The 16094-nt window shown below is 35.3% G+C and carries 7 protein-coding genes and 4 pseudogenes; 6 read left to right on the plus strand and 5 right to left on the minus strand.

Annotation, left to right across the window (positions count from 1 at the left end):
• Positions 1 to 470: 470 nt before the first annotated feature.
• Entirely contained in the window at positions 471 to 599 is a 129-nt protein-coding gene (locus tag ABWU47_RS04520) for a hypothetical protein (RefSeq protein WP_265026416.1), read from the plus strand.
• Positions 600 to 741: 142 nt separating this feature from the next.
• On the opposite strand, the gene ABWU47_RS04525 is transcribed toward ABWU47_RS04520, so the two are convergent.
• Positions 742 to 873 (minus strand): hypothetical protein, encoded by a 132-nt coding sequence (locus tag ABWU47_RS04525; RefSeq protein ID WP_353285592.1) that lies wholly within the window; start codon positions 871 to 873, stop codon positions 742 to 744.
• 707 nt (positions 874 to 1580) lie between these two features.
• On the opposite strand from ABWU47_RS04525, the gene ABWU47_RS04530 reads away from it, so the two are divergent.
• A complete protein-coding gene (locus ABWU47_RS04530; protein ID WP_353285593.1) occupies positions 1581 to 5225 on the plus strand; it encodes an ankyrin repeat domain-containing protein in 3645 nt (1214 codons plus the stop codon).
• Between the two features lie 314 nt (positions 5226 to 5539).
• On the opposite strand, the gene ABWU47_RS04535 is transcribed toward ABWU47_RS04530, so the two are convergent.
• Entirely contained in the window at positions 5540 to 10399 is a 4860-nt protein-coding gene (locus ABWU47_RS04535; protein WP_353285594.1) for an ankyrin repeat domain-containing protein, read from the minus strand.
• 504 nt (positions 10400 to 10903) lie between these two features.
• Between ABWU47_RS04535 and ABWU47_RS04540 the strand changes: the two genes are divergently transcribed.
• Positions 10904 to 11806: an ankyrin repeat domain-containing protein gene (locus ABWU47_RS04540; RefSeq protein WP_236717738.1), complete on the plus strand. Its 903-nt coding sequence runs from the start codon at positions 10904 to 10906 to the stop codon at positions 11804 to 11806.
• On the plus strand, positions 11760 to 12857 hold the full coding sequence (locus ABWU47_RS04545; RefSeq protein WP_236717737.1) for a hypothetical protein: 1098 nt from the start codon (positions 11760 to 11762) through the stop codon (positions 12855 to 12857). The genes ABWU47_RS04540 and ABWU47_RS04545 overlap by 47 nt, the downstream gene beginning before the upstream one ends.
• Here the strand turns inward: ABWU47_RS04545 and ABWU47_RS04550 are convergent.
• Positions 12822 to 13127, minus strand: coding sequence for a transposase (locus ABWU47_RS04550; RefSeq protein ID WP_353285595.1), 306 nt, complete (start codon positions 13125 to 13127; stop codon positions 12822 to 12824). The two genes, ABWU47_RS04545 and ABWU47_RS04550, sit on opposite strands and share 36 nt — an antisense overlap.
• Positions 13128 to 13351: 224 nt before the next feature.
• Here ABWU47_RS04550 and ABWU47_RS04555 point away from each other — a divergent pair.
• Positions 13352 to 14186, plus strand: a pseudogene (locus ABWU47_RS04555) (transposase family protein).
• A 62-nt stretch (positions 14187 to 14248) separates the two neighbouring features.
• Here ABWU47_RS04555 and ABWU47_RS04560 read toward each other — a convergent pair.
• Together ABWU47_RS04560 and ABWU47_RS04565 are read right to left on the minus strand one after the other, a co-directional pair.
• A pseudogene (locus ABWU47_RS04560) lies at positions 14249 to 14413 on the minus strand (phage major tail tube protein); the annotation flags it as partial.
• A gap of 84 nt (positions 14414 to 14497) precedes the next feature.
• Positions 14498 to 15332, minus strand: a pseudogene (locus tag ABWU47_RS04565) (transposase family protein).
• Positions 15333 to 15526: 194 nt separating this feature from the next.
• On the opposite strand from ABWU47_RS04565, the pseudogene ABWU47_RS04570 reads away from it, so the two are divergent.
• Positions 15527 to 16033 (plus strand): annotated as a pseudogene (locus tag ABWU47_RS04570) (transposase); the annotation flags it as partial.
• Positions 16034 to 16094 lie beyond the last annotated feature (61 nt).

Consider the following 16094-nt stretch of genomic DNA (forward strand, 5'->3'; position numbering starts at 1 on the left):
ATCATAAAGTTGAAGCTATTTATTTATCTTCGCAATCTGCAGATTAAAACGACAAAGGGAACTTTGTATTTGGCGTAAATCATGCTTAATTTTTTGCACTATGTGCACCTCATGTCTTTATAAAACTTCTGGGTTTCTACCTATACAAGCCGAAACGCGCTTATAAAGCGTTTAAGACATCAAAAGACGTCAAATAGAACAAGGGAGAATTTGAATACTAGCTACCCTAGGTTTTCTTTGCCTTTTTTTCTGCTTAGTAAATTTTTTAATGTTTATAGCTAAAAGTTAGTTGCAGTTTAAATGCAGCTGAGTCGCGGTTACTAAGTGTAAAAAACATAAAAAAACGCCAATACTGAAAATAGACAATGACTAGGGTTTCTTTTGCCTTTTTTTCGTTTGGTAAGTTTCTTAATATTCATGGCTAAAGATTGCACGAATGTTGCAATTACAAAAGCGTTTCTACTAGGAGGGTGTCATCCCAGTGCTTGACACTGGGATGGCTTTGTTGCATCGCTACTTATGAAAGGCTAACTATAGTTAGGATTATAAGTAACCTATTGAAAATCTTGTTTTTTTGCAATCAATCTGATCAAATTTAAGAATAGTAATTTGTTATTTATATTAATAAATTTAATTCTATTGAAAATAGCTAAAGCATTGAAATTCTTGAATTTTAGCCGGATTGGTAAATGGTAGTGAAATTTCTTTTACTCAAATTTAGGTATTCATTGACCGTTCTTGTTATAAATACCAGAATAATAAGCTACTGATATTCCCTATCTTTTTTATCTTTAATCCATCATAGCTAGCGATGCAACAAAGCCCACTGGGATCCAGGAATTTTATTAAGTTGGTAAGCATAAAAGTAGCCATTTTACGTTACAATACAATGTTTTGATGATTATGGAAAGGCTGGATCCCAGTGTCACGCACTGGGATGACAAAAAAGAGGCTACTCGGATGACAAGAAAGGAGCACTGCTATTATAGAGTGAAATGAGATCCCAGTGTCAAGCACTGAAATGACATCATAGGGGCTTGCATGACATCATTCTTTTTCTTGGATCCAAGTAGTCTACCAAATGATACATACGAACTTTTTTATATGGTGATTTTATTATACGCTGAAATCAACTATATTAGCACATTTCATCCATATCTACATACGAACTGTTTTGCCTAAGCTTATGGAAATAATTTAAATCTCCTATTTTTATAACCTTATTTTTACGCGGCTTGTTCTCACAAATATACGATCTATTTTTATCTTTTCAAAGAAAGTAAACAATCAAATTACTATTAGCGCTATCTACTGTAATATTCTTCCCAGAAGTGCTCTTGAACACACGTTGCTTGTGTCATCGAAGGTAAAAAGTTTATGATTGGTCTTGCAAGTTGATAGATTATTTGGTAGTATGCAAGCTAAGCTGATTTGCAGTTAGGTAAGAAAAGTAGTTTAATGTGTTAGTGGTGATTTGTGTATTAAAAATCAACAAGTTGGTAAAGAAATGGTCTGCAAATTAGAAAAGGAATCAATAAACTTGTTGAATGTGTTCAGCAAGGTATTTAGAGGGGGGAAAAATGTTAAGTGATTTGTCTTTAGACATGCAATCAACTAATTCTATTCAAGAAATACTTAAGCAGATATGTTCTAATGGTGCAGGTGAGAATGGAGAAGAAGCCTATTCTATCGGAATGATGTCTCCTTTGGTTAAATATATTGCAAATATTATTGAGGGCGTAGGTGAATGCTGTGGACTTCAAGAAGGAGTGGTAGGTGAGTTAGCAAAAGAAGTAGAAAATTTATTTGGTACACTTGAAGAAATGAAGAATAAAACTGATAGGCTTTCTGACGAAAGTCATGCAGTCGAAAAAAAGATGGAAAAATTACAACAAGATCTAAAAAATAATAATTATATAGAGGAAATGGCAACAGAAGCAGAATGTAAGCTTCTGTTGCGGTTGCAGGATGTAGAAAAAGAACCCAAAGATAGTAAAGCTACGATAGACAATCTAGAGGGACAGGTACTTTGGTCCCATCAAGAAAAAAAAAGATTGGAACAATTGAGTGAGGAGTCAAGATTGCAAATGCAAGAAATGAGTTTGTTGATTAAAGAGTTAAATGATAAGTTAGGTGATGCAAAGAGTGAAATTCGTTCTCTGGATGAAGCAAATAGAAATCTAAACGAATATAAAGATAAAAATGAGGCTTCAAAAAATCAGTTACAACTTAGAAATGAGGAGTTGGAAGGTTTAGTAAAATCCTTACAAGAGGAGCTATTAAATAACGATTCAGATAATTATAAGTTTTTACGAGAAATTGAGGATCTAAGAATTCATATAAATCGAGAAGAATCAAAAAATCGGGATCTGACTGTGGAATTGCTCACACTACAGGAAAAATTTGATGATTTAAATTTGAAATCTCAAGTTGTTAGGAACGAAAGAGTTGTATCAGATGAGCTAAGTGACGCAAATACTAAGGTAGACAATTTTACTCAAACGGAAATTGAACATGGTTGTTCCAAACAAGAAGAAATTCAAAAAGAAAGTAGGTTATTAGAAGAACCGGAACCGAATTCTAAGCAAGATTATTCAGAAATAAATGGATTGTACGATGGTCAATATGAGTTGATTAAGGAAGAACATCTATCACAAGTTTCATATAAAGATCGGACACAAATCCTAAGAAGGCGAGGATACTCAGAAGATGATATAGCTGGGATATTAGTTCTACGTAATTCTTGGTATACTAAAGTAGCGATGCCTTTACCCAAAGGTTATGAGATGCTTCCATCTTTAGTGGATAGTCGATGCCCGCTACGTAAAAAAGTTTGTGTTTGGTCTATTCAGGATCATGACCTCACAGAAAGTCAAAAGGAGTTAAACAAAAGGCTATTAGATATTATACAACATCTAGACTGGTATGATGATGGAGCCCCTTCTGTTTATGATAATGGCAGCGTTTTCGAGCTTGAAAAATTGTTAAAAGGTAATGAAGGTAATCCAGATCTGGAAGTTATTCTCAACCTTAGAAGGGGGGGATCTAAAGAAACAGTATTGCATGCGCTTTCAGGAGTTCGTACATATGAGATGGGTCGTGATCAGGAGAATCGTCCTATAGGTTTACTCTTGGCAGCAGGAGCAGATCGTAATGCCCAGGATAGCGAAGGAAATACACCTTTGCACCACGCTGCTGCTATTGGTAACGATGAAGCTGTAAACTCCCTACTTTGGAAAAGTGCTGATCCCAATATATGTAATAGGCAAGGAGAAACTCCACAACAGATCGCAATTGATGGTGGTTGCTACAATGTGGTGGGGCTCTTTTTGACTAAAAAACAAAAGGAGCTTAGTGAAGAGTTGTACAGGATGTTTGATGTATCTTTACATAAAGATTGGCATATAAATTCAAACCATTCAGAGTGCTTTAATAGCTTTACTAGAAACCTTAGAGAGTTTTTGGATAAGCACAAGAATAACCCAGATCTAAAAGTAGTTTTGAGTATTGAGAAGGAAGGCAAGTTAGAAGCAGTACAACATATAGAGTATATCTGTCGGCATAATCGAGATGTCTGTATTGAAGCAATGAGGTTACTCTCAGATGCAGGATTACCATTTTATGGTGCAGATCTTTGTAAACAACGAAAGTCTTATGATTATCTGTGGAATAGTTTGGAGCCAAACCAAGAGATGGAATTAGACAAATTTCTATGTAAAGTAACTGAAAGTCGAAGTATAGAACAGTTAGAAGACGTAGTACATGAAGCCATTAAATTTGGAATAAAACTAAATTTTAACAGGAGCCTTCCTCCAGAAGACCCTATTGCATGTAATTGGTATAGCTTTACAGATTATGTGATGAGAAGAATTAGCAAGTTAAAGATGAACCCCAAAATTGCTAGTGATATAGTATGTAGTTTGATATCACGAGGGGCGGTATTCTATGATAGAAATAGTATAAATCTAATGGATGAATTGCAACTAAAATTTAAAGACCATGAAGCTAATGTCATAAAAGCTTACGCAAGCTACATTAATAACACTGATAAGTTTATAGAAGCTGCAAGAAACGCAACAAGTGGTAAGTTATGTGGTGCAAAAATAGATCGTGGTAACTTCTGCTTGGAATATTCAGAGAGCAGCATAATAGATGTTGCAAAAATTACAAATAGGATGGACGTGGTAGGATGTGAAAGGCATGTGGTAAAATTTGGCAAAAATGAGGTGGAAATTATGGTGAAAAATGGTACGAGAAATTATGTAGATCTTACAGATGATAGCGATATTTTACTAACTTTAGGTACTAGCCTAGGAGGCCTAGAAGTGCGGTTATACCCTGATAAGCAAAATAAAGATCGGGTAAAGGTAGAAGTGAGTAATCAAAATCTACTGGAACGATTAAAAAATTGTAATGAAAAAATAGGAGAAAATGTCTTATGGGGAGGTTTACCAGTTAATCAGGCTATAGAACAAGGTTTCTTTACTAGATTAGGAGAACGTTGTCAATATTCCGAAACAATTAACTCAACTGCCCAAACTATGACTGATCGGAGTAAGATTTTTGGTTTAGAGGAAGAAATTATTGAAAAGGCAGAAAAACAAGGTGATAAAGAGCAAAAATCAAACATACCTGATGACTTCTGTTTAGGGCAAGCAATCAATAATGGAAGCTGTTTTTTTGATTCATTCAGGCAAAGTCTAGAACAACAGAAGGGAATCAAAGTTACTGTAGAGCAGTTAAGGAATGAGTGTAAGAGGTTTGCGCAAGACAATCCTCCAGAGTGGTTTATAATTAAAATTGGCAATGACTTTGATGAGGTTGAAAGTGAATTCGTAAATCGTGGAACTACGTGTGACCAATATATCAATAGCATTGAAAATAATCAGTTCTGGGGGCGTACCGATATCGAAGGTAGAATACTTTGTAGAAAATATGATGTAAAATTGCATGTTGTAGAGAGTAATCCATTAAATGCTACTGGTGAGCAACAAGATCCATACTTGCATCAACAAGTAGATAGTTCGGGATCAATCAGTGCAGGTGAGTATAATAGGATAGATTATGATGACAATGATGTCTTACATATAATAAATAAGGCACATGATCATTTTGAACCACTGCTTAATAGTAATAAAATCTTGGCAAAATGCTATTCAAGCTCACCAAGGTGTAATATGGACGAGTTAAAGATAGAATCTCACCAACATAAGCACTACTTGTAAGTGGATAATAGCTCCGTATATGACTTGTTACACAGCAATAATGGAGGAAGTTTATTCAGTGCGCTAAAAAAGGAGCTATTTTACTTAAAAAGTTTACTTAGTGCTTATGAACTTGCAAGTAAACTTCCAGATTAAAAGGGAGAAATAAATTGCTCCATGTACTACCTCCTCGAATTGTGTGCTGGGCTTTAGAGTATTATCGGTTGCCTTTTTGAGGTTTACAGAAACTTTCTCTCCGATCTATTATTAGACATGTAGCTAAAACCAGGGGAATTTTTTACTACTTTTTACATGCTCCTGTAAATAGCTGTTTTCTAACCAACTATTAACTTTCTTTTATGAGTATCACTTTGCATTCCAGCAAGGGAAATTTTAGGCAACATTAACACGTGTGATGGATCAAGTTGAAACTGCTTTATACCTGGCCTATTTTCCTCAGATCCTTCACCTACATTTCCTAATCTTCTTTTACATGACTGTACTGTTAAGTTTGATGAGGGTTGTGCCATAATATCTTGGTTATGGATAGCAAATTCCTCCCTCCCTCTCAAGAAATTAGCAACCTCATAGCAATCATTTTCAACAGCATAACGCAAAGGAGTCATACTACGGCCATCCAGTGAATTTACATTCGCTCCATTCTTTACAAGGTGCTCAGCAATACCTAAGTAACCATTTTTAGCAGCATAGTGTAAAGAGACCATCGAATCTCCATCTTTTAAATTTACATCCGCTCCGTTCTTTACAAGGTACTTAACAACATCTAAGTGACCATTTTCAGCAGCACAGTGTAAAGAGACCATCGAATCTCCATCTTTTAAATTTACATCCGCTCCGTTCTTTACAAGGTACTTAACAACATCTAAGTGACCATTTTCAGCAGCATAGACCAAAGGACTTACATTATGGTCATCCTTTAAATCTATATTAGCTCCGCCCTCTACAAGGAACCTAACAATATCTAAGCAACCTCTCTGAGCAGCATAGCACAAGGGAGTCATACTACGGCCATCCAGTGAATTTACATTCGCTCCATTCTTTACAAGGTACTTAACAACATCTAAGTGACCACCATCAGCAGCAAGGTGCAAGGAAATCATACGATCATAGTTCTGCAAACCTGAATCAGCCCCTTGCTCTACAAGGTACCTAACGATACTTAAGTAACCATTCTGAGCAGCAAAGTGCAAGGGGACCATCGAATCTCCATCTTTTAAATTTACATCCGCTCCGTTCTTTACAAGGTACTTAACAATATCTAAGTAGCCATTTTCAGCAGCAAGGTGCAAAAGAGTCACGCCATATTCACCCTTGAAATTTACATCAACCCCTTCTTCTATAACATCCTTAATGATATCTAAGCGACCACATTCAACAGCAACGTGCAAGGGAGTTATAATATCTATGTCCTTTAAATCTACATCAGCCCCCTTCATTACTAGGTATTCAGCGATCTCTGGGTAGTTCTTTTCAGTAGCACGTTCCAAAGGAGTTACACCATTTTCATCTTTTTTATCTATATTAGCTCCCCCTTCTACGAGACACTTAACGATATCTAAATGACCACATTCAACAGCAAGGCACAAAGGAGTCACACAACACGTACTTGGCATATTTATCCCAACTCCTCGTGCCATAAGGCACTCAACGATATCTAAGTGACCGTCCCGCGCAGCAAAGTGCAAGGAACTCATACCATCCACATCCTGCAAATTTATATCAACCCCTTCTTTTCCTACAAGGTACTCAACGATACTTAAATAACCATCTCTAGCAGCGTAGTGCAAAGAACTCATACCATCCGTATCCTGTAAATTTACATTAGCTCCGTTCTCTACGAGGCACATCACAATATCCAAGTAACCATACTGAGCAGCAAAGTGCAAAGGACTCATATCACCTAAGTTCTGCAAATTTATACTAGCTTTGTTTTCCACAAGTTGCTTAACAATGTCGAATCGACCAGACTGAGCAGCAAAGTGCAAGGGGACCATCGAATCTTCGTTTCGTAAATCTACACTAGCCCCTTTTTCTATGAGGCACCTAACGACACTTAAGTGACCATTTTCAGCAGCATAATGCAAGGGAGCAAAACCTAATTGATCAACAGCATCAATAATTGACTTTAATTGACTTTGATCTATTTTCTCTAATATAAGCTGAATAACTCTTTCATCACCACTTTTGGCTAGTAAATGTAAGATAGGAGTATCATCTTCACCACAAGGAGAATGAATAAACTCACTAACTAACTCTTTATATTTACCTGCATAACCCCAAATAGACACAGTGTGACTTTCCTCTGTAACGCCATCACTCACCAACAATGTCAACATTTCTCTTATAACTTTCTGCTCTCTCTCCTCTTTTCTTAACTCTAACCTTACTAGTTCTTGTGTTCCTTCATGAATCCTAGCCATTGATCTATCTACCACAATTAAGAAAAACTTTTCAAGCAGATTGATTGCAGATCTAACCTTTTCCAAGTCTTTTTCTAACTTTCTATGGTAAAAAATCTTTCTTACATCAATTTGATTGGAAACTAAGTAAGCCATAAAACCTAAAATGCCATACGACATTTTTTCTTTTTTTATTTGACCAATGGCACCACTGGCAGTCAAAACTTTTTCTTTCAGATATCCATTGATACCAATACTTTTTGCTTTCACATCTCCTGCTACCTTTGCCAAATTTAATGGGGAGTGAACTTCTGTTTCCAACAACCTTAATATAACCCCAGCTGGCTCACCTGACAAGGCTTCGAAAAGAAATAGTCTAGCTTCTCTTGGATCGAAATTACCCAGATGTACTCGTGCTACCTCTACGTTCCACTCTCTGTTAGAGGAAGTAATTAAAATAAAAGGGCCTTCTCTATCAGAAAACAAACGAAAACTAGATGGTAAGAACTTTTTAACCTCCTCCCATTCACTGGCATTATCAAAAACAAAAAAACTTTTTGCGTCTTGGAGATGATTATATACATTTCTGACAATAGATTCGACTTTCTTCTTTAACCCTTTATTATCTTTTAAAGGAATTCCTAATTTTTTAGCTAGCTGACGAAATGAGCCTGAAAGAGTTGCATATGACGAGGCATCCATCCACATAATCTTCGCCCAGTTGCAAGTCCCCCTTTTACAAAACCCATAGGCTCTAGCAAGTTCGCTTTTTCCTACTCCGGATTCCCCAGTAACTACGACCACCTGCGAATTTTCTATCTCTTGACTTCTACCATGTAACTTAATATCTAATTCTTCCATTATCTTTGTTCTGAAAATGAAGATATCCGGTAGCTTGTAAAAAGCAAAGGAAAAGGGACGCGTACCTTCAACTTGTTTGTTAATAAGCCTTACTACATCTTCTACATCTTTTTTTTGCGCACACTCCCGTCCATTAATCCCTTGTAATATATCGCAAGCTAATCTTGCTTTTTTCTCGTCACTCAGAATACATTGAGACTCCTCTCCTTCTTCCTTATCTTTTTGATTAAGCACATATTTTTCCTCTATCTCTGACCAATTTTTCAATTCCCACGAAAAAGGATATCGATAGCCATATCGCTTAACACCACCAAGTTTCTTCAATTCATAATACTTAACAGTATTATGCTCCACTTTTTCTATTCCCACCTCTTCATACAATTCTCCAGTCGAAAGGACTACACCCATTCTCCCATCCTGCACTTTATATCCATATGGTCTTAGATGTAAAGTCTTAGCTACGGTGTCTCTTGCTGACTGACCTAGAATAACACCCTGAACCATAAAATCAATTAAAGACCCTTCTACGTCATTGACTGCAGTATAACTCATTAATCTATGCACAGCATCAACTGCTAACTTTTCCATTCCCCTTTGCCAGACTACTACTTTCTTCCCCCTAAAAACTTGATCAGCATCTGTAATCCTAGACAACACCTTATAGAACTTTTGAAAAATTTCTAAGCCAACTTTTACACAAATCTCTCTCTGGTAACTTTTAGCAGACTTCATTCCTCCAGAAACCACTTTCGCTCTCTTCCTATGGTCTCTTTCTAAAAAGAAATCCACAAGCTTTTTTGCCGCGAGAAAAAACGCTTGTCCAACATGACGATCACCTTCATTGGGTATGTGCAGACCTGGTTTTGTAGAACTCCTCATTAAAGAATCAAGCGAACCTAATAACTTGCCCGCCTTCTTTCGTTTTGAACCCGGTGCTCCTTCTTCATCATATTCAGACATTTTTTTCTCAAATGCCTTAACAAAAGGGGTAACAAAACAAATTGCTCTTTCGGTTAGTTCATCCTCTGCAAGATCTGTATCATCTGATGATAAATCACTTTCTTGATCAGTAAGCAAAGAAGAACTACTTCTATCTCCAAAACCATAAACTTTTTCTTTAGGAACTTTCTCCCTTCTTTTGCCTTCATTCTGAATGCTTTCCTGCAAATCCATTATACTCCGTAAAGGCTTTGCAGATAACTTTCTTCCTTGCAATTTTTTGAGAAATTCTACATCCCCAGCATACACGGTCATCAATGCATAATAACAAGCCCACCAACCACAGTCAGATCCATTCATTTGTTGTCCCGTTAGCTTCCTGGTATCAAAAAAATCTACTTCATTTTTTTCACACAAAGGAAAAAGATTGTCAGTCATTGTCTTGCTAGTCAGACCATTCTTAAGCTCTGCAGGAATATTTGCTTGAGCGGAGGAATCAAAAAGATAAACCCTATACTTATCATTCTCTATTACTTTACCAGCTACGTTTTTGTATTTTTTAGGTAACAACACCCAACTAATCCAGTGAGCCCCTCCTACTTTGTCAACATCATTAGACTCATCAGCAAGAACCGTTGTAGTATTAGCTATAAAGACAAAAGGCTTATCTAATTCAGTACCATAGTGGTCATTTATTATAGAGCCATCTTTCGTTCGCCTTTTACAAATATGTTTAAGTGAATCCATAATATACTCTTTTTTATAAAAGCCAAAGCCAATGGGCGCAATGTAGTAGGCAAGTTCGTCTTCTCCAAGTGCCTGATTCATAAAATTAATTATATGATCATTATCTGCCCATGTTAATGGATTACCTGAATCATCACTACTGAATTCTACTTTGCTTAAACTGTCATAAATACTAGTTGCGTCGAGATATCGTGTGCTTAAGAAAGATTGTATTTTTCTTTTATCCATTTCTTTTACAACAAAAAACCGTATCCTAAATTATACAAGTTCAACATATTTTTGCAATAATATTGTTAAACACGTTGCTACCAATTGAGCGTACATTATGTAAAAAACCTAAATGCTTCGAGAAAGCATAAGTAACATCCGTGAGAACAAGTTTTTTTGGTATGGATTGGACTGCCGCTAGATCCGTGCGAACTTTCCTTTATAGTAATTTTAATACAACACGAAACTAGCTATTTTAGCCTACTTTCACCAAATTTATATACGAACTAATTTGCTCAAGCTTATGGAAATAATTTAAATCTTCTATTTTTATAACCTTATTTTTACGCAACGTGTTCTCACAAATATATGACCTTTTTTGCAATTTCAGAAGAGTCAATAATTCAATTCCTTATAACACTAGCTAGCATGGTATCTTCACTAAAATATTTTTTTAAAAAGTTAGTTGACTTAATGTTACATATCACATACAATATATCATATATCTTAGCTTAAAGGGTAAATATGGGTGAGTCTACTGGGATGGTAAAATCTATCATCAATCTACTAAAACCAAAATCCAAACCAGAACTATATGATATTGAATATGAATCCATTATAGAACATCTATCATCTAAAGAACATTTATTAAATGAGCTGATGAATGATATGTGGTACTCAGGAGATTTACCATCAGTTAGAAATCATAATGAACTACCTTCTTTAGTTGATAGCAAACTTGGACTAAGCGAGCAAATTTGTGTTTGGTTTGCTCTAGATCACGATCTTACGCCAAGTCAAAAAAATTTAAACAAAAAGTTACTTAGTGCTCTAAAATGTTTGGCTTCTAACTGTGGTTCATTTGATAATACTGAGCCCCTTGAAGAATTTTTACATGGTAATAAAAACAATAAAGATTTAAAAGTAATTCTTAATTTCAGAAGAGGAGAATCTCAATCAACAGTATTGCATGCAATTGCAGGAGCAAATATTGTTGGATTTCGTCGTACAGGAAATCAGGCTATAGATTTACTTTTAGGTGCAGGTGCAGATCCTAATATACAAGATAACAAAGGAAAAACACCATTATACATTGCTGCTGCCATAGGTCATTACGATAATGCAAACTCTCTTCTCTTAAAAGGAGCTAACCCTAATATAACAAGTAGAAAGGGCAAAACTCCACAACAAATAGCAACTAATAAACTCTGCTATAATATAGAAGAATTATTCTTAACTGATAAACAGAAAAAGATGAATAAGGAATTGTATGACTTACTTGTGTGTGATTCAGACTGCACTAAAAATTTAAAGGAGTTTTTAAGTAAGCATAAAAGAGACTCAGACCTAAAAGTGGTGCTAAATATTCGGCAAGGAATGGGTGAATCAAAAGTGTTTTCGTATGTTGATCGTTTTTGCTTGGGATAATGAAGATCTTGCTCAAGAGTTAAGAAAAATATTTCTAAAAGCAGGAGCATTAGATTATGATAAAAATATTATTTATCGTCAGCAAAAGAAAGGACAGGTCAGTAAATTACTCGTTAATTTAACCTCAAATCAAAAGGAAAAGTTAAATGAGTTTTCTGATAAGGTGTTTCAGGCTCAAAACATGGCTGAACTTGAAGAGATTGTAAACGATGCTATAAAGTCTGGTGTACGATTAAACTATTCTCTTTCACAAGATTTCTTTTCAGGTAATGAGTACACTTTTACCGATTATGTGATGAAAAAAATCAGTGAGTTGGAAAAAAATCCTAAAGTTGCTAGTAATATAATATGTCAATTAGTATCAAAAGGGGCAGTGTTTGGTAATACAGTTGATGCTAACACACTGACATCAGAATTTAAAGAGCATAAAACTAACCTAAAAAAAGCTTATAGAGATTATATTAGCAATTCTCATAAATTTATTGAAATCGCAAAAAGTGCAACCAATAGCGAGCTAAAAGATGTAAGAGTAGACAACTCCGTTTTTTACTTAGAATATTCTAAAGATAGTAAAATAGACATTATAAAGATAACAGATGGGGCAAGGGATTTAGGTCTAACAGATGGGGATGTAAAGTGTGGAAGAAATATAGTAAAGATCGGTAATAGTGAAGTAGAAATTAAAACTGAAGATGGCATAAGGAATTACACAGATCTTACAGAAGGCAGCGATGTAGTATTAACTTTCTATACTAGTTTGGGAAATGTAGACGTTAGGCTGTATCCTGACATACAGAATAAAAGCAAAATTATAGTAGAAGTGAGTAATAGAGAGGAAATATTAGAAAAATTCAAAGGTTGCGAAGAAGAGTTAGGCAATGATTGCGAGCTTGGTAACTACTGGGTCTACGATGCTATTGAACAGGGATATTTTGAAAGATCTGGTGGATTAATGCGTCCTGAAGTAATAAGCGAGTCTAACAACAAAAAGGTTTCATGGGCAGAACGTGAAGAATTAAGAAGGGTTTCTAGGGAAGAAATTGCTAGGTAGAAGGTAGCTCCTCTTAAGCTTATCGTCGGTTAAGTCCACATTCAACGCTTCTTCTACATCTTCTGTCATAACACTTTCTAGGTTGCTAATAAAGATAGCTGACCAAAAATCCTGTTTAACAGACTCAACACTTTTTCTTGTAAAATTTTCTAGACTTAGTCTTCCTTTGAGTTTTGCAAAAAATGTCTCAACTCTCCAGCGTAAAAAATATAACTCCTTAAATCCTCCAGTTTGAAACTTTTGTTCATCCATTAATGATGTAGCTAACACTTCAATTTCACCAGATGGCAGTACCACTTTGAAGCGTTATTCCGCTATTTTCTTGTTTTATCTTACGCTGAGCACATATGGTAACCTCAACACTAGATGGGCTTTTTTCTTCAAACATAGCATTCACTTGATTAAAAGACAATCTGGAACATCGAATAAACCTGATGGAAAAGAGAGAGAATGGTTATAAAATAGGAGGTATAGCAAGAGAATAGAGAGGAAAGATGAGCTTAAATTACCATAATCTAAAAGAACATCCGAGAAATTTTCGAGATGTAACAGGTTTGAAAATAGAAGAATTCGAAAAGGTTGTAGGAAAAGTGCGCCCAGAGTGGGAAAAAGTTCAAGAACAGAAGAAATACCATGGAAGAACGTCAAGATTGCCTGTATTGGAAGATAAAATACTCTGTATAATTCTATATTATCGAACTTACATAACGTACCGATTCTTGAGCTACCTATTCAACTTGCATAACTCAAACATCTGCAGATTACTCAAAAAAATGGAACCTCTTTTGGCTAAAGAAATCTCAATAAAAAAGGACAGAACTATTACTCCAGAAAGAATTTTGAAGATATTAGCAGATGTTACAGAACAACCAATACAACGGCCAAAAGATAGAAAGAAAAGAAAATTGTCTTACTCCGGAAAAAAAAAGATTAAACACAATGAAAAAGGAAATCATTATAAGAGACGATGGACAAATTCTATCAGTGTCAAAGTCACACAGAGGTCGAATTCATGATTTTAAGATACGAAAACAGGAAAAAATGTTGCCAAAAGAGAATATAAAGTATGCTGATTCTGGTTATCAAGGGTGGCAAAAATTGCAGAGTAACGTTGTAATTCCATATAAAAGGTATCGAAAAAAATCGCTGACCGATGATCAAAAAGAGCACAATCGAAAGCTGGCATCATTTAGAATGAGAGTAGAGCATAAAATTCGTGAAATTAAGGTTTTTAAAATCATGTCGCATACCTATCGCAATTTTCAGAAGAAATACAACATGAGATTTAACATAATTGCTGGTCTGGTAAACCTCAAACATGAGTTTTAATTGATCCTCCTGTTAACCTAACTCATCCTTCAATTAGTTCCATACCGTTTCGCAGTAGGTCTTAACTTTTCCATACCCATATCAATATTTACTGGAATATCCATACCACCAGCTCTATATTCCTCAGTTTTAATCGTGAGCTTCGGCAAGGTTATTTCATCTATTTTTCCTGCATAACCACGGCCATCAACGAATACGTTAAAATTCTTTAAAATCTTAGGTAGCATCTCTCTTTCTCCTTTTTACAATAGACCTACTGCGAAACGGTATGGAACTAATTGAAGGATGAGTTAGGTTAACAGGAGGATCAATTAAAACTCATGTTTGAGGTTTACCAGACCAGCAATTATGTTAAATCTCATGTTGTATTTCTTCTGAAAATTGCGATAGGTATGCGACATGATTTTAAAAACCTTAATTTCACGAATTTTATGCTCTACTCTCATTCTAAATGATGCCAGCTTTCGATTGTGCTCTTTTTGATCATCGGTCAGCGATTTTTTTCGATACCTTTTATATGGAATTACAACGTTACTCTGCAATTTTTGCCACCCTTGATAACCAGAATCAGCATACTTTATATTCTCTTTTGGCAACATTTTTTCCTGTTTTCGTATCTTAAAATCATGAATTCGACCTCTGTGTGACTTTGACACTGATAGAATTTGTCCATCGTCTCTTATAATGATTTCCTTTTTCATTGTGTTTAATCTTTTTTTTTCCGGAGTAAGACAATTTTCTTTTCTTTCTATCTTTTGGCCGTTGTATTGGTTGTTCTGTAACATCTGCTAATATCTTCAAAATTCTTTCTGGAGTAATAGTTCTGTCCTTTTTTATTGAGATTTCTTTAGCCAAAAGAGGTTCCATTTTTTTGAGTAATCTGCAGATGTTTGAGTTATGCAAGTTGAATAGGTAGCTCAAGAATCGGTACGTTATGTAAGTTCGATAATATAGAATTATACAGAGTATTTTATCTTCCAATACAGGCAATCTTGACGTTCTTCCATGGTATTTCTTCTGTTCTTGAACTTTTTCCCACTCTGGGCGCACTTTTCCTACAACCTTTTCGAATTCTTCTATTTTCAAACCTGTTACATCTCGAAAATTTCTCGGATGTTCTTTTAGATTATGGTAATTTAAGCTCATCTTTCCTCTCTATTCTCTTGCTATACCTCCTATTTTATAACCATTCTCTCTCTTTTCCATCAGGTTTATTCGATGTTCCAGATTGTCTTTTAATCAAGTGAATGCTATGTTTGAAGAAAAAAGCCCATCTAGTGTTGAGGTTACCATATGTGCTCAGCGTAAGATAAAACAAGAAAATAGCGGAATAACGCTTCAAAGTGGTACTGCCATCTGGTGAAATTGAAGTGTTAGCTACATCATTAATGGATGAACAAAAGTTTCAAACTGGAGGATTTAAGGAGTTATATTTTTTACGCTGGAGAGTTGAGACATTTTTTGCAAAACTCAAAGGAAGACTAAGTCTAGAAAATTTTACAAGAAAAAGTGTTGAGTCTGTTAAACAGGATTTTTGGTCAGCTATCTTTATTAGCAACCTAGAAAGTGTTATGACAGAAGATGTAGAAGAAGCGTTGAATGTGGACTTAACCGACGATAAGCTTAAGAGGAGCATTAACAAATCTGTCTCATTTAACGCGATCAAAAACTTGGCTTTCGACATTTTTGCTACGGAATCAGATACTGACTGCATTATGGATTAATTATCAAAGCTATTTTTGATGAACACTTTGGCGGTAAGAAAGGGAACGAAAGTTGATCGTCATAAGGTACCTTATCTTCGTTCGTTCAATTACCAAAAAAGAGTTAGAAAACACATATTTTGACTAGAGGTATAGTATCAACTATGTTTTTTAAAAATTTTTTTATTTGTGTAATTTTGCAAAT

It is taken from the genome of Wolbachia endosymbiont (group A) of Gastracanthus pulcherrimus, assembly GCF_964028265.1.
In the GTDB taxonomy this organism is placed as follows: Bacteria; Pseudomonadota; Alphaproteobacteria; order Rickettsiales; family Anaplasmataceae; genus Wolbachia; species Wolbachia pipientis.

Bases quoted from the DNA above. Each gene is read 5' to 3' on its own strand.
- ABWU47_RS04540 (WP_236717738.1), top strand. From the start codon at position 10,904: ATGGGTGAGTCTACTGGGATGGTAAAATCTATCATCAATCTACTAAAA.
- ABWU47_RS04530 (WP_353285593.1), top strand. From the start codon at position 1,581: ATGTTAAGTGATTTGTCTTTAGACATGCAATCAACTAATTCTATTCAA.
- ABWU47_RS04535 (WP_353285594.1), bottom strand. From the start codon at position 10,399: ATGGATAAAAGAAAAATACAATCTTTCTTAAGCACACGATATCTCGAC.
- ABWU47_RS04525 (WP_353285592.1), bottom strand. From the start codon at position 873: ATGGCTACTTTTATGCTTACCAACTTAATAAAATTCCTGGATCCCAGT.